Source organism: Rhizobium sp. LCM 4573 (genome assembly GCF_001854865.1).
Lineage (GTDB): Bacteria > Pseudomonadota > Alphaproteobacteria > Rhizobiales > Rhizobiaceae > Neorhizobium.
Genome location: NZ_MDDW01000003.1, coordinates 133390 through 153789 on the forward strand (window position 1 = coordinate 133390; position 20400 = coordinate 153789).

Annotated in this window: 20 protein-coding genes; 11 read left to right on the top strand and 9 right to left on the bottom strand. The window is 60.9% G+C overall.

All coding sequences use genetic code 11. The annotated features are described in order from the left end of the window. Nucleotides 1-85: 85 nt before the first annotated feature. From LCM4573_RS07475 to LCM4573_RS07490, 4 genes are read left to right on the top strand one after another with little or no spacing between them, the layout of a single operon-like run. On the top strand, nucleotides 86-1609 hold the full coding sequence (locus tag LCM4573_RS07475) for a sugar ABC transporter ATP-binding protein (RefSeq protein ID WP_071005920.1): 1524 nt from the start codon (nucleotides 86-88) through the stop codon (nucleotides 1607-1609). Further along, nucleotides 1609-2637: an ABC transporter permease gene (locus tag LCM4573_RS07480; protein ID WP_407071718.1), complete on the top strand. Its 1029-nt coding sequence runs from the start codon at nucleotides 1609-1611 to the stop codon at nucleotides 2635-2637. Before LCM4573_RS07475 ends, LCM4573_RS07480 begins: the two co-directional genes overlap by 1 nt. Beyond that, nucleotides 2634-3617, top strand: a complete 984-nt coding sequence (gene yjfF, locus LCM4573_RS07485) for a galactofuranose ABC transporter, permease protein YjfF (RefSeq protein WP_083347344.1) — start codon at nucleotides 2634-2636, stop codon at nucleotides 3615-3617. The genes LCM4573_RS07480 and yjfF overlap by 4 nt, the downstream gene beginning before the upstream one ends. After that, nucleotides 3617-4381, top strand: a complete 765-nt coding sequence (locus tag LCM4573_RS07490) for a FadR/GntR family transcriptional regulator (RefSeq protein WP_071005642.1) — start codon at nucleotides 3617-3619, stop codon at nucleotides 4379-4381. Before yjfF ends, LCM4573_RS07490 begins: the two co-directional genes overlap by 1 nt. Here LCM4573_RS07490 and LCM4573_RS07495 read toward each other — a convergent pair. Beyond that, a complete protein-coding gene (locus tag LCM4573_RS07495; RefSeq protein WP_071005643.1) occupies nucleotides 4376-6241 on the bottom strand; it encodes a TRAP transporter large permease subunit in 1866 nt (621 codons plus the stop codon). The two genes, LCM4573_RS07490 and LCM4573_RS07495, sit on opposite strands and share 6 nt — an antisense overlap. A 77-nt stretch (nucleotides 6242-6318) precedes the next feature. Continuing rightward, nucleotides 6319-7377, bottom strand: a complete 1059-nt coding sequence (locus LCM4573_RS07500; protein ID WP_071005644.1) for a LacI family DNA-binding transcriptional regulator — start codon at nucleotides 7375-7377, stop codon at nucleotides 6319-6321. Between the two features lie 104 nt (nucleotides 7378-7481). Between LCM4573_RS07500 and LCM4573_RS07505 the strand changes: the two genes are divergently transcribed. The 4 genes from LCM4573_RS07505 (at nucleotide 7482) to LCM4573_RS07520 (ending at nucleotide 11658) form a co-directional block, all read left to right on the top strand. Then, nucleotides 7482-8501: a TRAP transporter substrate-binding protein gene (locus LCM4573_RS07505; RefSeq protein ID WP_071005921.1), complete on the top strand. Its 1020-nt coding sequence runs from the start codon at nucleotides 7482-7484 to the stop codon at nucleotides 8499-8501. 71 nt (nucleotides 8502-8572) lie between these two features. Continuing rightward, on the top strand, nucleotides 8573-9112 hold the full coding sequence (locus LCM4573_RS07510) for a VOC family protein (protein ID WP_071005645.1): 540 nt from the start codon (nucleotides 8573-8575) through the stop codon (nucleotides 9110-9112). Nucleotides 9113-9121: 9 nt separating this feature from the next. Beyond that, nucleotides 9122-10393, top strand: coding sequence for a RuBisCO large subunit C-terminal-like domain-containing protein (locus tag LCM4573_RS07515; protein ID WP_083347375.1), 1272 nt, complete (start codon nucleotides 9122-9124; stop codon nucleotides 10391-10393). Further along, entirely contained in the window at nucleotides 10390-11658 is a 1269-nt protein-coding gene (locus LCM4573_RS07520) for a four-carbon acid sugar kinase family protein (RefSeq protein ID WP_071005647.1), read from the top strand. The genes LCM4573_RS07515 and LCM4573_RS07520 overlap by 4 nt, the downstream gene beginning before the upstream one ends. Nucleotides 11659-12049: 391 nt before the next feature. Here LCM4573_RS07520 and LCM4573_RS07525 read toward each other — a convergent pair whose 3' ends face one another. Beyond that, the gene (locus LCM4573_RS07525) at nucleotides 12050-12196 is read right to left on the bottom strand and encodes a DUF1127 domain-containing protein (RefSeq protein WP_071005648.1); all 147 of its coding nucleotides are present in this window, start codon (nucleotides 12194-12196) and stop codon (nucleotides 12050-12052) included. 261 nt (nucleotides 12197-12457) lie between these two features. After that, a complete protein-coding gene (locus LCM4573_RS07530; protein ID WP_071005649.1) occupies nucleotides 12458-13159 on the bottom strand; it encodes a type 1 glutamine amidotransferase domain-containing protein in 702 nt (233 codons plus the stop codon). Between the two features lie 121 nt (nucleotides 13160-13280). On the opposite strand from LCM4573_RS07530, the gene LCM4573_RS07535 reads away from it, so the two are divergent. Beyond that, nucleotides 13281-14174, top strand: coding sequence for a LysR family transcriptional regulator (locus tag LCM4573_RS07535; protein WP_071005650.1), 894 nt, complete (start codon nucleotides 13281-13283; stop codon nucleotides 14172-14174). A 62-nt stretch (nucleotides 14175-14236) separates the two neighbouring features. Here LCM4573_RS07535 and LCM4573_RS07540 read toward each other — a convergent pair whose 3' ends face one another. The 4 genes from LCM4573_RS07540 to minC form a co-directional block, all read right to left on the bottom strand. Continuing rightward, nucleotides 14237-15001 carry a siderophore-interacting protein gene (locus tag LCM4573_RS07540; protein WP_071005651.1) on the bottom strand — a complete coding sequence of 255 codons (765 nt, stop codon included), beginning with the start codon at nucleotides 14999-15001 and terminating at the stop codon, nucleotides 14237-14239. Nucleotides 15002-15264: 263 nt separating this feature from the next. Then, nucleotides 15265-15528 (bottom strand): cell division topological specificity factor MinE, encoded by a 264-nt coding sequence (gene minE, locus LCM4573_RS07545; RefSeq protein ID WP_071005652.1) that lies wholly within the window; start codon nucleotides 15526-15528, stop codon nucleotides 15265-15267. Continuing rightward, nucleotides 15525-16340: a septum site-determining protein MinD gene (gene minD / locus LCM4573_RS07550; RefSeq protein WP_071005653.1), complete on the bottom strand. Its 816-nt coding sequence runs from the start codon at nucleotides 16338-16340 to the stop codon at nucleotides 15525-15527. The genes minE and minD overlap by 4 nt, the downstream gene beginning before the upstream one ends. 31 nt (nucleotides 16341-16371) lie before the next feature. Beyond that, nucleotides 16372-17124 (bottom strand): septum site-determining protein MinC, encoded by a 753-nt coding sequence (gene minC / locus LCM4573_RS07555; protein ID WP_071005654.1) that lies wholly within the window; start codon nucleotides 17122-17124, stop codon nucleotides 16372-16374. Between the two features lie 49 nt (nucleotides 17125-17173). Here minC and LCM4573_RS07560 point away from each other — a divergent pair, with 49 nt between their 5' ends. Both LCM4573_RS07560 and LCM4573_RS07565 read left to right on the top strand, forming a co-directional pair. Continuing rightward, the gene (locus tag LCM4573_RS07560; RefSeq protein WP_083347345.1) at nucleotides 17174-18709 is read left to right on the top strand and encodes an MFS transporter; all 1536 of its coding nucleotides are present in this window, start codon (nucleotides 17174-17176) and stop codon (nucleotides 18707-18709) included. A 127-nt stretch (nucleotides 18710-18836) separates the two neighbouring features. After that, the gene (locus LCM4573_RS07565) at nucleotides 18837-19571 is read left to right on the top strand and encodes a FadR/GntR family transcriptional regulator (RefSeq protein WP_071005656.1); all 735 of its coding nucleotides are present in this window, start codon (nucleotides 18837-18839) and stop codon (nucleotides 19569-19571) included. A gap of 26 nt (nucleotides 19572-19597) precedes the next feature. On the opposite strand, the gene LCM4573_RS07570 is transcribed toward LCM4573_RS07565, so the two are convergent. Continuing rightward, a complete protein-coding gene (locus LCM4573_RS07570; RefSeq protein ID WP_071005657.1) occupies nucleotides 19598-20398 on the bottom strand; it encodes a carbohydrate-binding protein in 801 nt (266 codons plus the stop codon). Between the last annotated feature and the right edge of the window lie 2 nt (nucleotides 20399-20400).

Sequence of the window (20400 nt, forward strand, 5' to 3'; positions counted from 1 at the left end):
CGCTGTCCGGGACCAGACCCGGGCACGACGACCGGAGCGGCGGATCCTGCCGCTCCGGTTTCTCAGACAAATGCGGGAATTGATCATGTCGGAATTCCAATCCCTTCTGGAAGCGCGTGGGATCGGCAAAAGCTTCCTCGGCATCGCCGCGCTCGACAGTGTTGATTTCAGCCTTAAGCGCGGAGAGATCCATGCGCTGCTCGGCGAAAACGGTGCTGGCAAATCCACGCTCATCAAGATTCTCACCGGCGTCTATACCCGCGATCGCGGGGCGATCCAGCTCGACGGTGCGGAAGTCGCACCGGCAAATGTCGGGGAGGCCCAGACGCTGGGAATCGGCACCGTCTATCAGGAGGTCAATCTCCTCGAAAACCTGACGGTCGCCGAAAATCTCTTCCTCGGCCGGCAGCCGCGCCGTTTCGGCCTCGTCAATCGGCGCGAGATGAGCCGTCACGCCCGGGCACTGTTGCAGCGCTACGGTCTCGACATCGACGTGGATGCCCTGCTTTCCTCCTACTCGGTCGCCGTCCGGCAGATCGTCGCGATTGCTCGCGCCGTCGATCTCTCCGGCAAGGTCCTGGTGCTCGACGAACCGACCGCCAGCCTCGATACGCATGAAGTGGAAATGGTGTTCGCCGTCCTGCGGCAGCTTCGCGACGAAGGGCTCGGYATCATCATCATCACCCATTTCCTCAATCAGGTTTACGCGATTGCCGATCGCGTTACCGTGCTGCGCAACGGCCGACTGGTTGGCAGCCGCGATATTTCGGGTCTTCCGCGCATGGAGCTGATCTCGATGATGCTCGGCCGCGAGCTGCAGCATATCACCCGCGAACAGCAGGCGAGCGACGAAACGCTCTCACCCGGCGAGGCGCCGATCCGATTCTCCGGTTACGGCAAGCGCGGCAGCGTCGCGCCTTTCGATCTCGAAATCCGCCCCGGCGAGGTGGTGGGCATTGCCGGTCTCCTCGGCTCCGGCCGCACCGAAACCGCCTTTCTCCTCTTCGGCATCGATCGGGCCGACAGCGGCACGGTGAGCGTCGACAATGTCGAGGTGAAGCTCACCTCTCCGGAAGCGGCGATCGCAAAGGGCTTCGGTTTCTGCCCCGAGGAGCGGAAGACCGACGGGATCATCGGTGATTTTTCCGTAGCCGACAACATCGCGCTCGCCCTGCAAGCGCGCCAGGGATGGGCAAAGCCGCTCTCTTCCCGACAAAAGACTGCTCTTGCGGAAGGCTTCATCAAATCGCTCGATATCCGTCCTGCCGATGCCAACCGGCCGATAAAATTCCTTTCCGGCGGCAATCAGCAGAAAGCCATCCTGGCACGCTGGCTGGCCACCGACCCACGCCTCCTCATCCTCGACGAACCCACCCGCGGAATCGATATCGGCGCGCATGCGGAAATCCTGAAAATGATCGGCAAGCTCTGCGCCGATGGCATGTCGCTCATCGTCATCTCCTCGGAGATCGAGGAACTGACGGCAATCGCCCATCGAGTGGTGGTGCTTTCCGACCGGCGGCATGTCGCCGAGCTGAGGGGCGACGAAGTGACTGCCGACAACATCATGCACGCGATTGCGGCGCCGACTGCCCCGGAGGCCGCATGATGAACCGCATTGCAAGGCGCATCCGGCGCATCGCCCCTCAGATTATTGCATTGGCGGTCATTCTGGCCGCAATCACGGCCATAGCGCCGGGCTTCCTCAACGTCTCGTTCCAGAATGGCCGGCTATACGGCAGCCTGATCGATGTCCTGGTTCGCGCCGCGCCGGTCGCGCTTCTGGCAATCGGCATGACGCTCGTCATCGCGACCCGCGGCATCGATCTGTCGATCGGCGCGGTCATCGCGATCTGCGGCGCGGTGGCGGCCACTCTTATCAGCAACGGCTATCCCCTCCCCTATGTCATCCTGGTATCCCTGGGGGTTGGCCTTGCCTGCGGGCTCTGGAACGGGCTGCTGGTTGCGGTTCTCGATATCCAGCCGATCATTGCGACGCTCATCCTGATGGTTGCAGGCCGCGGCATCGCCCAGCTCATTACCGAGGGTGTGATCCTCACCTTCAACAATGACAGCTTCGCCGCGATCGGTTCCGGCTCATTTGCCGGTGTTCCGATCCCGGTCCTGATCTGGATCGGTGCCGCACTATTGATCGGCCTGCTGGTGCGCAATTCCGCTCTCGGTTTTTTGATAGAGGCGACCGGGATCAATCGCCGGGCCGCAACGCTTGCCGGCATTCGCGCGCGATTCCTGCTCTTCTTCGTCTATGCGGTCTCCGGTATCATGGCGGCGGTCGCTGGCCTGATCGTGACGGCCGATATCCGCGGCGCCGACGCCAACAATGCCGGGCTCTGGCTGGAACTGGACGCGATCCTTGCCGTCGTCATCGGCGGGACGTCTCTCAATGGCGGACGCTTTTCTATCCTCGCCTCGCTCATCGGTGCGCTCATCATCCAGTCGATCAACACGGGCATCCTGGTTTCGGGCTTTCCGCCGGAATTCAACCTCATCATTAAGGCCGGCATCATCATCGTGGTCCTGACGCTCCAATCGCCGGCAATCATGAGCCTTCTCGGTTTCTTGAGGCCTGCGCGCCGGCAGGCAACGGCGGCCAAAGCGGAAGGAACGGCCCGATGATCCACAGCCGCAATCTCCCATTCGCCGCCACGCTCGCGATCTTCGTCATCGCCTATATTCTATGCGTGATACAGTTCCCGAACATGCTGTCGACACGCGTGATCGGCAATCTTCTGACAGACAACGCCTTTCTCGGCATCGCCGCGGTCGGCATGACTTTCGTCATCCTTTCCGGCGGCATCGATCTTTCGATCGGCTCGGTCATTGCCTTCACCAGCGTCTTCGTAGCGGTTATGGTCGGCTCGCTCGGAGTTCATCCACTACTGGCGTTTGCGGCGGCGTTGATGATCTCCACGCTTTTCGGCAGCCTGATGGGTGCGATGATCCGTTTTCTCGTCATCCCACCCTTCGTGGTGACGCTCGCCGGCATGTTCCTCGCGCGCGGCGCGGCTTATCTGATCTCGACCGAATCTGTGCCGATCTCGCATCCCATGATAGATGCCATTCAGGGCTTCTATTTCCGCTTTCCCGGCGGCGGGCGGCTGACCGCCATGGCTATGCTCATGCTTGCGGTTTTCATCATCGGCGCCTTCATCGCCGGCCGCACCCGCTTCGGCGCCAATGTCTACGCGCTTGGCGGCAATCAGCAGTCGGCCGAACTGATGGGGGTGCCGGTCGGCCCGACCACCGTCGGCATCTATGCGCTGTCCGGTTTTCTGTCGGGGCTTTCCGGCATTGCATATACCCTTTACACATCCTCCGGCTATTCGCTGGCGACAGTCGGCGTCGAACTCGACGCGATTGCCGCGGTCGTCATCGGCGGCACGCTCCTGACCGGAGGTACGGGGCTTGTGGCGGGCACTTTCGTCGGAATTCTCATCCAGGGCTTGATCCAAACCTATATTGTATTCGATGGAACCCTGTCGTCCTGGTGGACGAAGATCGTGATCGGTATTCTGCTCTTCGCCTTCATTGTCTTGCAGCGGGGAATCATCTGGTATTCAAACAGGCGCATGGCCGAGGGACGTTTGGTGGCATAATGGGACTTCTGGAGACGACGATCACAGGGCGCAAGCGCAGGAACAGCCATGCTCATGTCGTGGCCGAGCTGGGCAGCGCCATCGTTTCCGGAAAAATTCCCGAAGGCTCCTTGCTCCCCGGCGATGCCGAGCTTTCCGCCCGTTTTGGTGTATCGCGGACGGTGTTGCGCGAAACCATGAAGACGCTTGCCGCCAAGCGCCTGGTCGAGCCGAAGGCAAAGGTCGGAACCCGTGTTCTCAACCGCGCGAGCTGGAATTTCTTCGATTCGGATGTCTTGAGCTGGCGTTGCGAGGCCGGCCTCGATTTCGAATTCATCGAACACCTCGCGGAAATGCGCATGGCATTGGAGCCAGCGGCAGCAGCGGCCGCCGCCCTGCGGGCGACAAGCGACGATATCGTGACACTTTACGCGATTGCCGCCCGCTTCGACGACCTTTCCCATACGCCAGAAACGATCGCCAAGGTCGACCTCGAATTCCATCTGGCGATCGCCCACATGTCCGGCAATCCTTTCATGCGGGCGGCAAGCGCGCTGATCGAAGCCGCGCTTTCCATTTCCTTCCAGCTTTCCTCACCCGCCGCCTCGCCTGAGAAGATCGACGAGGTAGCGACCAACCACCTGCGTATTGCCCATGCGATCGCCTCCCGTGATCCGGAAAGGGCGATCGCCGCGATGCGTCACGTCATCGAAGTCGGCAAGCGCCGCATCCGCGCCTCGCTCGTGGCTTCGGCCCGCGCTGACGAACCTGCCACTCGCTCATAGGAAAGCTGTCGACAGGATTGGAAAGACCGCGATCAGGGCGAGTCCGATCAGCAGCGCGCCGATATAGGGCCAGATCGCCTTCATGGCTTCGTCCGGCGAAACGGCGCCGATCTTGCAGGCGATGTAGAAGCCGATGCCGATCGGCGGCGCGATGAGGCCGATGTTCATCGCCGTCACCACGACCATGGAATAATGCACGTCGTTGATGCCGAGCGTCTTGGCGATCGGGAACATGATCGGGGCCATGAGCACGATCGCTGGCAGGCCTTCGAGCACGCAGCCGAGCACCATGAAGATTGCGATCGTCACCGCCATGAAGGAGAGCCAGCCGCCCGGCAGATCGGTGACCGCTTGGGCGAGCTGGAAGGCGAAGCCGGTCTGTGTCAGTGCCCAGGCCATGGCGGAAGCGCAGCCCAGGATGATGAGGATCGCGCCGGAAAGTGCTGCGGTTTCCACCAGCATGGAATAGAGCCTGCGAAATCCGATGCCTCCGTAAAGCACAGCGCCGATGATGAGCGCATAGACGACGGCGATCGTGGAGACTTCGGTCGCCGTCGCCACGCCACCGCCAACCGCACTGCGGATCAGGAAGGGTAGCAGCAGAGCCGGCGCGGCGATCAAGGCAGCCTTGCGCACGGTTAGGAAAGACGCACGTTTCACCCCGGCCATGGATTCGTGTCGGGATTTGAAGCGGGCGAGAACCGCGAGCACGAGAAGCAGCACCATGGCGATCGCAAAACCGGCGGTGAAGAGACCGGCGATCGAGACACCGGCCGCCGAACCCAGAACGATCAGCACGATCGACGGCGGCACCGTCTCGGCCATCGCCGCGCCCGTGGCGAGCAGCGCGATCATCTCCGGCGGCTTATGGCCGCGCCGCTTCATTTCCGGAAACAGGGCCGGAGCGACGGTCGCCATGTCGGAGACCTTGGAGCCGGAAATGCCGGAGACCAGAAAGAGCGAACCGAGCAGCACGTAAGACATGCCGGCGCGCACATGTCCGAGCAGCGAGGCCAGGAATTCGACGATAGCCTTGCCCATGCCCGTGGCATCGAGAATGCAGCCGAGCAGCACAAAGATCGGTACCGAGAGCAGAATGATGCTCGACATGCCCTCGTCCATACGCCCGACGATGACGAAGATCGGCACATTGGTTGCGAAGGTCAGGAATGAAAGCGCGCCGAGCCCGAAGCAGAAGGCGATTGGGACACCCATGACCAGCAGTGCACCGACACCGAAAACCAGAAAGAGGACGATGTTCCAGTTTCCAAGCATTTGCAGCGCAGGTGTCAAAGCCCAGAGCGCACCGGCCACACCCCCGATCGCCGCCGCCGCAGTAAACAGCATTCGCATGTTCCCAAGACGAACGCCATGAAGGATCACCATGACCAGCATCATGGCAAGACCGACGGGAAGAGCCGAGGCGCGCCAGCTCATGGGGATCATCAGCGCGGCGGACGTGACGTAGCTTTCCTCGATCGCGTACTCGACCGCTGGATAGAGAAGGCTGCCAAGAAAAACCGCCGTCAGCAGAAGCCCGACGGTGGCGACGAATTTTTGGCTGTGTTCACCGAGGAGATTGAGAAACACCGTCAACCGCAGGTGCTCATGGCGATCGATGGCAATGGCCGCCCCAAGCATCGCGAGCCAGAGGAAAGCAATGGATGCCGTCTCGTCTCCCCAGATGATCGGGGACGAGAACACGTAACGCGCTATGACCCCGATCAGCAGGATCACGATGATGAAGGTGAGCAATGCCGCGCAGATCATCTCTATCGGCCGCATCCACATCGAGCCTCGTGCCGGCTGTTCGAGCTCGATCGCCGCAAGATCGCTCACGGCATCTGTATTCATCGTCATGACATATCCTCCCCGGCGGCCGCTTTCGGTTCCGCCGTCTCCTGAAACTCAACTATCGACGGGTTCATGCCCGCGGCTCACGGGAGGTTCTCCCGGAAAATCACTTCGCTGCGTAGCGGCGCCACGTCCTCATCCGCCGGACGCCCGGCGCGCAGGTTCTGAAACACGCGCGCAACCCGCCCGATCGTGTCGCTGGGGTTTTGGGTGATGACCGCATCCATCGTGCCGTCGATCAGGAAAGCCCGCGTATCCGGCGTCAGCCCGTGGCCGACGAAGACGAGCGAATGCTCACGCCGGGCGTCCTTGATCGCCTTGCCGACGCCGCTGGCGCCGCCGCCGATATTGTAGATGCCGGCAAGATCCGGATGCTGGCTCAGCAGCATTCGCATCTGCCGATAGTTCATCGTCTCGTCGTCGTGCCCCTCGCGGATGCCCACGACCTCGATATGCGGATAGCTTTCCTTCAGCACATGCAGGAAACCCATCTCGCGCTCCTCATGGGCGCGATAGCTGAGGCTGCCGGCGATCATCGCCACCTTGGCGGGCGCCTTGCCGACGAAGCGGGCGATCAGATAGCCGGCAAGCCGTCCGGTCGAACGATTGTCGAGCCCGAGATAGGCGGCGCGCTGGGCATTGGCGATATCGGATATCAGAGTAACAGTCGGCACGCCTTTGTCCGCCAGTCGGTTCACCGCCTCGCGCACGGCGGGGTGCTCGAGCGCCATGAAGGCGACGCCATCGGCCGAGCGCCCGTGTCTTTGCAGCGCGGCGGCCAGAATGTCCGGATTGAAGCTCTTGATGTATTCGACGGTCGGCTTGATACCGTGCCTTTCGAACAAGGGCGTCTGGTCCACGATCGATCGGCCCAGATGCGTAAGATAACGGTTGGTGCCGGCGGGCAGGAGAAAGGAGATGTTGGCAAGCCTGCGCGGCTCCGCCGAATCCAGGGCCTCCTCATCGACATAGCCGAGCTCCGCGGCGGATTTCATCACCCTATGGACCGTCGGCGCACGGACCCCTTGCCGCCCGTTCAACACACGGTCGACGGTCGCGGTCGAGACTCCGGCATGCCGCGCGACGTCCACAATGGTCGGCCGGCGGCCCTTTTCAATCGCTTCGAGAGGCGTCTCAAACATATGATCACATCAAATTACATCAGAAATCGCGTTTGACTTCATCATTCATATGATCGATTTTCCGGCTTGGGAAGTGACTTTCCTATGGGGAGGAAAAAATGACGATGACACTCAGCCGCCGCGCCCTCTTGAAGGGTATGGCCGCCGCGCCGGCCGCCGCAGGCATGGCGTTTTCCATTCCGCGTTTCGCTCATGCGGCCGAAATCCAGCTCCGTTACGGCAACAACCTGCCGGTCAGCCATCCGCTGAACATCCGCGCCAAGGAGGCGGCAGACCGGATCGCCAAGGAAACCGACGGCCGGGTTGAGATGATGATCTTTCCGGCCAACCAGCTCGGCGGGGATACGGACATGCTGTCCCAGGTGCGCAGCGGCGCCCTGACCTTCTTCACGCCCTCGTCCCTGGTCATCGCGACGCTCGTACCCACCGCGGCTCTCAATGCGGTCGGCTTCGCCTTCAAGGATTACGATCAGGTCTGGAAGGCCATGGACGGCCCGGTCGGCGCTCTCGTCCGCAGCAAGATCGCGGATGCCCGCCTTTATGCGCTGGAGACCATGTGGGACAACGGCTTCCGCCAGACGACCACGAGCGGCGATCCCATTGCAAATGCCGACTCCATGGCGGGATTGAAGATCCGCGTGCCGGTGAGCCCGCTTAGCATCGATATGTTCTCGGCCCTCGGCGCGTCACCGACCAGCCTGCAGTTCAGCGAGGTTTATTCGGCGCTGCAAACCAAGGTGGTGGACGCGCAGGAAAACCCTTTGCCGATCATCCAGGTCTCCAAGATCTACGAGGTCCAGAAGAATTGCGCGCTGACGAACCACATATGGGACGGATACTGGTTCATCGCCAACGGCCGGCAATGGTCGGGCCTTCCGGATGACGTCAAGCAAATCGTCGCCCGCGCCATCAACGAAGCCGGTCTCAAGCAGCGCGAGGACATCCGGACGCTGAATTCGAGCGTCCAGTCGGACCTCGAAAAGACCGGACTGGCCTTCAATGCCGTGGAAACCGACAGCTTCCGCGCCAAACTCAAGGAAAACGGCTTCTACGCGAAGTGGAGCAAGGAATTCGGCGATGAGGCCTGGGACGCGCTGGAAAGCGTCGTCGGCACTCTGGCCTGATCTTACGAAAGCGGCGGCGACGTTCGCCGCCGCATCAAAATACATCAAGCATGAAGACACAAAGACATCAAATGAGTCGTTTTTTCGGAAAGATCCGCCAGGCGGGATATGTCGTCGACGACATCGAGGCGGCAATGGACTACTGGACCCGCGTTCTGGGCGTCGGCCCCTTCTTCTACAATGAGCGGGTTCCGATCGTGAACTATCGCTATCGCGGGGAAAGCCATGCTCCGCATAACTCCGTGGCGCTCGCCAATTCCGGCGAATTGCAGATCGAGCTGATCCAGACCCRCAATGACGTTCCTTCGATGTACAAGGATTTTCGGGATGCCGGACATCGGGGGCTTCAACATGTCGCCTATTGGACCGACAGTTTCGATGCCGATCTCGAGCGCCTTGCGAGGGAAGGGTTCGAGACGGTCATGAGTGGCGAAGTGGGTGAAAACGGCCGTTTCGTCTATTTCGACACCCACTATCATCCAGGCACCGTAATTGAGCTTTCCGAGGTCGCAGGCCCCAAGGGCCGCATGTTCGACGTTATTCGGAACGCTTCCGAGGGCTGGGACGGCAAGGATCCGGTGCGCCCCTTTCCCGACCTTTCCAAAATCTGAGGGCTGGTGGTGACCGATACGCATTTTGAGGCGGACTATCTGGTCGAAACACCGCTGCCATTGGCGAAGGTCGCGGAGATCATGGCTGGTGAACAGTCCTGCGGCACCTTCACCAAAGTCGAGGGAGAGACCGATGACCTGCGTGCTCGCGCAGGCGCACAGGTCATCGGGATCGCCCCCCTCGGCGAGGTGGAGAAGCCCACTTTGCCGAGCGCCTGGCTCCATCGGCGCGGCATGACCAGTCCCTCGCTCAGAGCTCGGATCAAGCTCCGGTTTCCGATTGCAAATGTCGGCGTCAATCTTGCGGCACTCGCCTCGACTGCCGCCGGCAATCTCTACGACCTCGGCGAAGTAACCGGCCTCAGGCTGGAAAGCATTACGCTTCCGCCATCCTGGCGGCGCCGATATGCCTTGCCGAAACAGGGCATTGCCGGGACGCGGCGGCTTGCAGGCGTCACCGACCGACCGATGATCGGCTCCATCATCAAGCCCAATGTCGGTCTGTCGGCCGCTGAGATCGGCAAGCTGGTCGAGCGGCTTTGCGAAGCCGGTATCGATTTCATCAAGGACGATGAAATCGCAGCCAACCCGGCTCACGCGCCGCTTTCGGAGCGGGTTACGCACGTCATGTCAGCCGTCAAGCGAGCCGAAGACAAGCTTGGCCGTCGCGTGATGATCGCCTTCAACATCACGGACGAGACGGATGCAATGCGCCGGAACGCCGATCTCGTCGCGCGCGAAGGTGGAACCTGCGTGATGGCCAATTTGAACTGGTGTGGCTTTTCCGCCGTCGAGACGCTTCGCCGCTCGACCGATCTCGTTCTGCACGGCCATCGAAACGGCTTCGGCGCGCTGTCGCGCTGCGATGCGCTCGGCATATCCTTCCCCGCCTATCAAACGCTCTGGCGGCTTGCCGGAGTTGACCACATGCACGTCCATGGTCTCGACGGGAAATTCGCCCAAGAGAATAGCGAAGTCGTCGAAAGCACTGCGCTTTGCCTGGCGCCGCTCGATGATCAATCAGACGATCGCGTGCTGCCGGCATTCTCCTCAGGACAATGGGCAGGTACCGTGCCTGCCACCTGGCAGGCGGTCGGCGGCGACGATTTCCTGTTTATGGCCGGCGGCGGTATCATGGGCCATCCAGGCGGACTGGCGGAGGGCATTGAAAGCATCCGGGCAGCTTTCCGCGCCATGCGGGAAAAGCAGACGCTCGAGGACGCCGCCAAGACATCACAGCCGCTTCGCAAGGCGCTCGATTTCTTCGGGAAGGTCGCATGAGAGGCTCGGTGTCGAAGCCGTTCTACGGTTGGTATGGCGATGACTTTACCGGGGCGACGGATACGCTCGCGACCCTCTCCATGCATGGGGTCAAGTCATTCCTCTTTCTCGGTCCTCCATCGGCGCGCCACGTCGATGAGATCGGCAACCTCGAGGCGATTGGCATTGCCGGCTCGGCACGCTCCATGGCGCCTGCCGAAATGCGCGCGGAACTGGAGCCAGTGGGACGGTTTTTCGCCGATACCGGCGTGCGCATTCTACATTACAAGTGCTGCTCGACCTTCGACAGTGCAGTCGATATCGGAAATATCGCCGTGGCGATGGAAGTGCTGCGAAAGTCCTGCAGTCAATCGCAGGCTGTCATCCTTGGCGGGCAACCCTCACTTGGACGGTTTTGCGCCTTCGGCAATCTTTTCGCCTCAGCCGGAGCGGGCGGCGCGGTCTACCGGCTCGATCGGCATCCGACGATGAGCCGGCACCCGTCGACACCGATGGCAGAAGCCGATCTGCTCCAGCATTTCCAAATGCTTGGCGCCGGCGAAATCACCCTTCTGCCTTGGACCAAGCTCGACAGCCGCAAGGTTGATGTGGACACGGAAGACGACATCCTGCTGGATGCGTTGACGGACGAGCATGTGACCGCGATCGGGCATGAACTGAAGCGCCGCGCGCGCCGGGGGTCTTTTCTGATTGTCGGCGCAAGCAGCGTCGCGGAAGCGGTGTACCACGATCAGCCCGTTGTTGCGAGGCAACCCGCGGGAAACACGCAGGGTCCGGTTTTGGCAGTTGCGGGATCCCTTTCGCCGCTGACGCGCCGGCAGGTCGAGGCCGCGAGCACATTTACCCGCATCAAAGCCGATGCGGCGCGCTTCGTCGACGAAGAAGCCTACCGCGAGCACCTTGMCGGAGAGATCGGCTCTATCCTTGGCGGCGGGCGCAATGTGCTCATCACCACCGCGCCGGAAAATCCTTCCGCAATGATCGCGGCGGATGCCCGGCTTGCACGAACAACCGGACGCTTCGTCGATCGGCTTCTGATGGAGGTTCCGGTACGCAGCCTGATTGCCGCCGGAGGTGATACATCGAGCCATATCGCCCAGTCACTCAGTCTCTGGGGGCTTGCATATGGCGGCCAGATTTCCCCCGGCGTCACGATTTCGATCGGGCGAAGCGATGATCCCGGCCGGGATGGCATGAGACTGATGTTGAAGGGCGGGCAAATGGGCAATGAGGACATTTTCGACCGCTTCGCATCGATAGGATGAATGCCGCAGGCGCAAATTGATACTTATCAATGCTGAAACTCTCGGCCAGAAATGAAAAAACCTGCCGCGGGAGGAGGTGCGGCAGGCTTTTTCAAACTGTCCGAACAGCGGCATGGGAGGAGGAGAGCCGCTGTTCCTCGCGAAAAACCCTGGGAGGAGGAGTGGGTTCTTCGCTAACACGAAGCTCTGTGGGAGGAGGTACATCGCTTCGTTGGATTGATAGTTACCTTCGTCCGGGCTCAATTCCTAGGCACGAATTTACAGGGCAGGTATGCACATATCGAATATCTCTTGAGCGATCCGAGCAATCAGGGCCCCAATAACCCCATAAAACAAAAACGCCCCGCTTAGCTTGGCGGAGCGCTTCGTAAATGGCTGTCAGAAGTCTTTATCAGAAGCCGACCGCAGCACGAGCAACGGCGTGGATACGGCCGCGTTCGATACCGAGATCCTGCAGCTCTCTGCTCGACATACGGCCGAGTTCTGCGACAGTCTGACGATACTTGCGCCAATTGTTGAAAGAACGTGCGATGTTCATAACGGTCCCCTTTCTTCGGACTTCGAAGCCGGCTGCCAGTCTTCGGCGCCCGTTTGCTTCGATGCCCAATATATACTATGCGCACGGTCCGACTTGCAGTGCCAAACAATCAGCACACCCATGCGCGTATTGCATAGATAACCGCCGCGCGCCGCCTGTAGTGGCAACCGCCGGTCCTCGTTGCGCGAACGCCTTCACGAAAGAGCGGCCCCGATCAGGCTGCCGGAGCCGATAGTTTCGCCGAACGTCTCATTCTTGTCGTCACGCAGCCAGCAGAATATCCCGGATTGCTTCTCCCACACCGGTCGCCGATTGCGGATTCTGACCGGTGACCAACCGACCGTCGACGATCACCTTCGCATTCCAGTCGGGAGCCGGATGATGCCGGGCGCCACGCCCCACCAGCGTGCTTGCCAGCAGGAACGGTACCGTCTTATCTAGACCGACCGCCCGTTCTTCGGAATCGGTGAACGCGCTGACATTGCGGTTGGCGACCAGATAACTGCCGTCACTCAACGTGACATTCACCAGGGCGGCCGGGCCATGGCAAACAGCAGCCACCGTACCGCCGGCCTCGAAAATATCCCGAGTGAGGCTTTTGACGGCAGGACTCGTCGGCAGATCCCACATGGCACCATGGCCACCTGCAAAAAAGATTGCCGAATAGCCAACATGGTCGATTTCCGCCAGTTTCATAGTGTTCCGGATGGAATTCCGGAAGACCTCGTCATTCCAGTAACGCGCATTGATACTGTCCTCCAGATCGAGCCCGTCAACCGGAGGTTCTCCGCCCTGTATCGAGGCGAACTCCACGGGAATGCCGGCAGCATCGAGCACGGCGAGCGGATGGGTGACCTCGCCGAGATAGAAGCCCGTCGGCTGGCCAGTCTCTCCCTTGACCCCATGACTGGTCAGAACAAAGAGAACGGGTTTTAGGGACTTCCGGTTTGCTGGGTTCGACATCGCCTTCTCCTGTTAATCGAGGCGGCTGTTTCACCGCCTCCTTCGATAAGGCTGATGTATTATCGCCTCCATCGATGATAAATGATCACCCGCGCAAATCATTTGTTCGCAGGAGGCAAAAATGGCGCGTCGCTTCGATCACCTTGCAGATGTCGAAGTCTTCGTCATCGTCGTCGAGAAAGGATCATTCACCGATGCGTCAGTCGCTCTGTCGACAACCCCTTCGGTTCTCAGCCGTGCGATCACACGGCTCGAGGCGCGCCTCGGCACGCAGCTCTTGCGACGAACCACGCGACGCCTCAGCCTAACCGAAGCGGGACGCTCCTATCTGGAACAAACGCGGGCGGCTTTTTCCCTGATCGATGCCGCAGAACGGGTCATTCAGGGACAGAGCGGAACCATCACCGGTCGCGTGCGCCTCAGCGTTTCGACGACCTACGGGCATTTCCGTCTCCCCCAAAAATTGGCGCATTTTACCGCGGAGTACCCACAGGTGGACCTCGACGTCAGCATTACCAACCGCAATGTCGATCTCGTGGCTGAAGGTTACGACCTTGCGATCCGCCTCGGCCAGCTTCCGGACAGCGGTCTCATCGGCCGGAAGCTTGAAGACGCATCACTGCGCCTGGTGGCATCGCCGGCTTATCTAAAGCTCAACGGCACGCCACAGACCATCGATGACCTGGCGCGACATCGATGCCTTCCCTTCATCATGCCAAGCACGGGACGGCCCGCTCCCTGGCTCTTTTCGGTTGGCGGCAAGAAGCTGGAATGGACACCCGAGGGCACCATTCGGGTTCTCGATGACGTGCTCGGCGTTTTGTCTCTCGCCGACGCAGGCATGGGCATCTGCCAGACATACGACTTCATCGTTCATGATCGTATCGAACGCGGCATCCTCGTAGAGCTTCTGCCGCAGACGGCGGGACGGTCAAGGCCTTTCTCCCTGATATACCCGCCACACAGAAGCCTCTCCGGCGCCACCAGGGCTGTCATCGATTTCCTGCTGAAGTGAGGACCGTTCGGCAGAACCGCAGAGGCTTCAACGATTGTTGCGGATATTGCCGTTTCCGCCGATTATTCGAATTTCTCCGTCGCATCGGCCTTGCCCAGCACCCAGTAGCCGGAAGCCTTCAGCCAGCCGGGTGGAAGGCCCCGCTCCACGAGATGAGCACGCAAGGCGCGGACGACGGAGGCCTCGGCCGCGATCCACACGAAGGTTCCTGGCTTGATCTGCGTGCGGCGGACTTGATCCAGCAGCCCGGCAGCATCCGCCTGTTCGGAAAGCGGCCTGTATACCCAGTGGCAAACCACCTGCGCCTTCGTCTTGAATTGCTGTTCTTCGGCAGGTCCCGCAACCGCCGCGATGACGGTGATCTCCGTTTCCGGACCACTCTCCTCGATCCTTCGGCCGATTGCGGGCAGCGCCGTCTCGTCGCCGATCAATAGCCACTGTCTTACGCTCGGTGAAACGACAGCGGAGCCGCGCGGCCCGCCTATGGTCAGCGCATCGCCCGGACGGGCACCAATCGCCCACCGGGTCGCTGGTCCCGCCTCGTGGACCGCGAAATCGATGGTCAACGTGCACGCCGCATTGTCATACCGCCGAGGCGTGTAATCACGATGTTCCTCGGAACCATCTCCCATCGGCACGAAGATCTTCACATGGTCATCAGGTGCCAGGCTGACGAAATCGACGAGACTGTCACCGGTCAACGTGATGCGCTTCATGTTCGGCGTGACATCTTCGGTATTCGAAACCGTCAGATACCGCCTTTTCAATTCATGGCGGATGCGTTCGATGCCGGGCGTAGGCGGGGTTTGAAGCGAAGTATCGTCCATCCGTATCCTTCCGCGGCTCCGAACGCGATCTGCAGGACACAGTCGCGCCGATCGAAGCCGCACAGCCGTTCGATCATGCGCGTTGAGTGACGTTAACGCTTACGTGACCGACAACCGGTCAATGACGATGGCTCAATAGCGGAGCTCTGCGCCGGGGGCAACAAAAACTTTCAGTTTCAACTCAAGAATAACCGCACACGTCCATAAACAGCACGGCTCCGCCGTATCCGTACGGCGGAGCCATGAAAACATCCCGAATTCGTTCAGGCCGCGCGCGCGCTTGCATCCAACGGGATTTCGACATCGATTTCGAGGATCGACACCTGCTCGCCGCGATCCATCTTGACGGTGACTTTGTCGCCATCGACCTGCACATGCTTGGTGATGACGGCGAGGATTTCCTCGCGCAGAAGGCTGACCAGGTCCGAGTGGCCAACCGAAGCACGCTCGTGAGCGAGCAGCACCTGCAGACGTTCGCGCGCGGTCGGCGCCGAATTCTGCCGTTTGAAGAGACTGAAGATGCTCATGCTGCCCTCCGTCCGAATATCTTGCCGAAAAGGCCGCGCTTCTCGCCAGGTATCGTCATCGGCACGGCTTCGCCGGCAAGCCGCCGGGCGGCATCGTGATAGGCCATTGCCGGTGCGCTGCGTGCATCGGCAAGCGTCACCGGCGCGCCGATATTGGAGGCGCGCAGGACATCCATGCTCTCCGGGATGATGCCAAGGAGCGGAATGGAGAGGATCTCCAGCACGTCGTCCACCTTCAGCATGTCGCCCCGCTCCGCGCGATTTGCATCGTAGCGGGTGAGCAGCAGGTGCTTTTCGACCCGTTCGCCCCGCTCCGCCTTTGCGGTCTTGGCGTCGAGCAGACCGATGATGCGGTCGGAGTCACGAACCGAAGAGACCTCCGGATTAGTGACGATGACAGCCATGTCGGCGTGACGCATTGCAAGGGTCGCGCCACGCTCGATACCGGCCGGGCTGTCGCAGATGATCCAGTCGAAATGCCGCTTCAGGTCATTCATGACGCGCTCCACGCCCTCCGGCGTCAGGCTGTCCTTGTCGCGGGTCTGAGAAGCCGGCAGGAGGAAGAGAGTGTCCAGCCGCTTATCGCGGATCAGCGCCTGCGGCAGCTTTGCTTCCCCCTGAATGACATTGACGAGGTCATAGACGACCCGCCGCTCGGCGCCCATGACGAGGTCAAGGTTGCGCAGCCCGACGTCGAAATCGACGACGACCGTCTTCTCGTTCCTCTGAGCCAGGGCTGCTCCGATGGCGGCACTCGACGTCGTCTTGCCGACGCCGCCTTTACCGGATGTGACTACGATTACTTTCGCCATTTTGCTCTCCTGTATGCTGAGCGCCGGGGGCTCAGACGAGTGTCTCTGCCATAATCGCATCGCCTTCGAGCCAGAGCTGGACAGCTTTGCCGCGAAGATTGGGGGCCAGGTCTTCGGCCGTTTTGTAAATTCCGTCGATCGCCAGGAGTTCGGCCTCCAGCTTGCGGCAGAAAATGCGTGCCGAAGCGTTGCCCACCGAGCCGGCAAGCGCCCTGCCCCTCAGCGTCCCGTATATGTGGACCGAACCACCGGCGATGATTTCCGCTCCCGAAGCGACCGAGCCGATGACGGTGACATCGCCTTCCGGAAAGATGACCGACTGGCCTGAACGCACGGGCTCACGCACCACCATCGAGGGGAACGCTCTGACCGCCACGGCAGCCGGCTCCGCCGGCGGGGGCGTCGGCTCCTTGCGACTGGAGACCGGCGACTTGGCGTTCGCCTCCACCGCTGGAACCTCGACGTCGGCCGCAGGCCTGCCGCCCTTCATGGACGGGGGCATTCCAGGTTCGAAAAGTGACGCACGCCCGCCTTCAATACCCATGATGGCCACATTACGATTGCCGAGTTCGGCAATCAGACCCTTTAATTGCGGACGATCGATCTCGATCTCGGACACGTCGAGAACGACCGGTCGGCCGAGGAAGAAACCGGCGGATCGAGCTGCCAGGTCGTCAAGCCGGGCAATCCAGTCGTCGAACGGATGCTCCGGGGAGAGAACGACCGCCAGAAACGAACGGCCCTTGATGCGGATGGAACGACTGTCAGTTAGCACTTTGGTCATCTGTGTTAATTTTTCGTTGCCTCCGATGTACGCGAACCATGGTTAACAAATGGTTACCGCAAGGATCGATCGAGGCATTTATAACAGTCGTCTACAAGTGACGTGCCGGCAGGCTGAAACGGCAGGCCGTAGCCTGTATAGAAGTCATCGTACCAATCTCAAAAAAATCATCTGGCTTGACGAAATACAGCAGACAAGTAACAACGCTGGTCACCTGTCCTCAATCGGTTTCCCCGTGCCTCGCGTCCCGCTCATCCTGTCAGTGGCTCTGTTCATGGAGAGCATGGACGCCACGGTCATATCCACCTCGTTGCCAGCAATCGCTGCCGATATCGGCACCACGTCGGTGGCGCTGAAACTCGCCTTCACCGCCTACTTTGTCGCGATGGCGATGTTCGTCCCCATGAGCGCCTGGCTTGCCGACCGATACGGCTGCCGGAACCTGCTTCGGCTCTCGATCGCACTCTTCATGATCGGCTCGCTCGGATGCGCCGCATCTCAATCGCTTGCCCATTTCGTCTGCGCCCGGTTCTTGGAAGGCGCAGGAGCCGCTTTCATGGCTCCCGTCGCCCGCCTTGCGTTTTTCCGCCTCACGCCCGGCAAGGACCTCGTCAGCGCGACATCCTGGCTGACGATCCCGCCGACCGTCGCTCCAATGCTGGGGCCGCCACTTGGTGGTTTTCTCACAACCTTCGTCGCATGGYAGTGGATATTCCTCGTCAATCTTCCCGTTGCCCTGACCGGCATCGTCCTGATAACGCGCCTCATGCCGGAGCCGCCCCGACTTCCGGCCCGACGCCTTGACCTGACAGGCCTCATCCTCGTCGCCATCAGTCTGTCCGGCCTCGTTTTCGGCATATCTCTCATCAGCATGCCGGTCCTGCCGACATGGTTCGGCCTGGCGTGTATCGCACTTGGTGCGAGCGCGGGAGCGATCTATTACCTGCATGCCCGGGGCTCGCCAGACGCAGTGCTCGATCTCACCGTCTTCCGCGAACGCACCTTCCGGGCAACGACGATCGGCGCCACTTTGATGCTGATGGGTTGCGCCGCCCTACCCTATCTTACCGCATTGATGCTGCAGCTTGGCTTCGGAATGACCGCGTTCCAGTCCGGACTCCTCGTCTTTTCGGGAGCGATCGGCGCTCTCGCGGCAAAATTCATCGTCGCGCCATTGTTCAGGCGTCTCGGATTTCRCCGGGCGATGATCTATTCCGCGCTTCTGGCGGGTCTCGGGATCGCTATCAAGGCGACGCTCATGCCGAACACGCCGGCCTTGCTGATCGTCGCGCTGCTTTTCGTCAACGGCCTGATCCGGTCGATCTATTTCACCGGGCATGCTGTTCTGACTGTCGCCGACACAACGCCCGAACAGGCCGGCCACGCCACCGCCATTGCCGCGGTCTCGCGGCCAGTGGCATCGGCGCTCTCCTTCGCGATCGCGGGCGGTTTGCTGGGAATGCTCGCTCCAGACGGAACCCATACGATCGCCGATTTCCACCTGGCGATCGGCATCGGCGCGGCCCTATGCGGAAGCGCTGCAATAGCCTTCCTCACATACAGGGCTCCGTCCACGACCCGATGAGGCACGCTCGCGCCGTTCGCAACTCGTCCGTTGAAAGGAAGCGATATTTGTCATACATGTGATGAGTCAAAGGGGCACACTTATACGTGCTTCGTTCAAGCCAGGGCGAGGATATGAAAGCGTGGCTATGCAAGTGAAGGATCGCAGCAGAGGTCCTGGATCGCTGGTCTCACAAGTGGGGGAAAGCCTCCGTCAGGCCATATCGAGCGGGCAGTATTCACCCGGCGACAAGCTTCCGAGCGAGGTCGAACTCACCGAAACCCATCACGTCAGCCGAACGGTGATCCGCGAGGCCGTCGCGGCCCTTCGCTCCGATGGGCTCGTCGAGGTGCGCCAGGGGGCTGGAATCTTCGTCCTTGGCGGCGAGGCGAGCCCTTCTGCTTCGGGACGGAAGATCGACAGGGCGCGCGTCTCCTCGGATTTGGAGGTCCTCGAGATCCGGACACCCGTGGAGATCGAAGCTGCGGGGCTTGCAGCCTTGCGGCGCTCGCCGGCGCAGGAGGAGGCGATCTTCGAATGCCACCGCAATATCCTCAGATGCATCGAGAATGACAGATCCATCCGCGACGCGGACCTGGCGCTTCACGTTGCGATTGCCGAAGCCACGAACAATCCGCTCTTCGGCCAATTCCTCGAATCCCATGGCCCTGCGGCCATTCCCCATTCCAGGGTCGTGCCGGAATCACGAGCAGCGGAACAGACCGCCTACCGGCGAATGATCCATAAGGAGCATGAAGCGATCGTGATGGCGATTTCGGATCGGAATGAGGAAGCCGCGCGCAATGCGATGCGAGACCATCTGAGAGGCAGCCAGCTTCGCTATCGGGATATGCTGAAGGATTTTCGCGCCTTTTCCAGCTAAGGGTCAACGCCACAGCGCGCCGACGATCAGCCAGCCTCCTGCCTCAACTCTTTCCCCCACACCTCGATTTGCGTCAAAGCCGGAAATGGCGAGAGGTCTTTGGCCTTGATCAGACTGTGCAGCCTGATCCATTCAACAGTGCGCGGTTCCACCGAGACGCATTGCGCGGCGCCCGACTTGGCCAGCTCAAAGCAGGAGGTCTGGCCGTCGGAAAAGGTGATGCTCGCCTTCTCCCACCAGGAATCATGCGGGAAATCCGCCCTTAGATAAAAAACGATCTCATCCACCTGCACGGGACGGCCAAACTCAAGCGTCAGCGACGCCTGCGGATCGCGATTGATGCCCCAGCTCGTATAGGGCCAGAACCCGTGATTGTCGTTGGCCTTTTCTCCATCGATGGCGTTGCGGGCGGCAAATGCCGCCTCGCCACGGGTTTCGACATTCGCCCTCGCATGCGGGAAGAGCGTCCCGTTGGCGTGATCGTCCCAGGGATTGAGAGCAAGATTACGCCGTAACGCGATCTCGTCCCGCCGCGCCTTGCGCACATAGAGCCGGTGGATATCGCCATTGAAGGCGCGTGGAGAATAGGAGGCGCGCTTGTTTCCGAAGGGTATGGCCAGCGAATAGGAATGCCCCTTGAGGTAGACCACCGCCGGGCTGATCGCGTCATCAAACGCCAGAACCACATGACCGGCCTCCGAGGCCTCCACGACAAGCCGGTCGCCCTCGTCATACATCCGGCGATAGACGAGAAAGGTCTCGTTCCCTCCCGTCGCGCTGGCCAGGACCGCGCCCTTGGCGTCCACAACCTTCAACGTCAATTCCATCC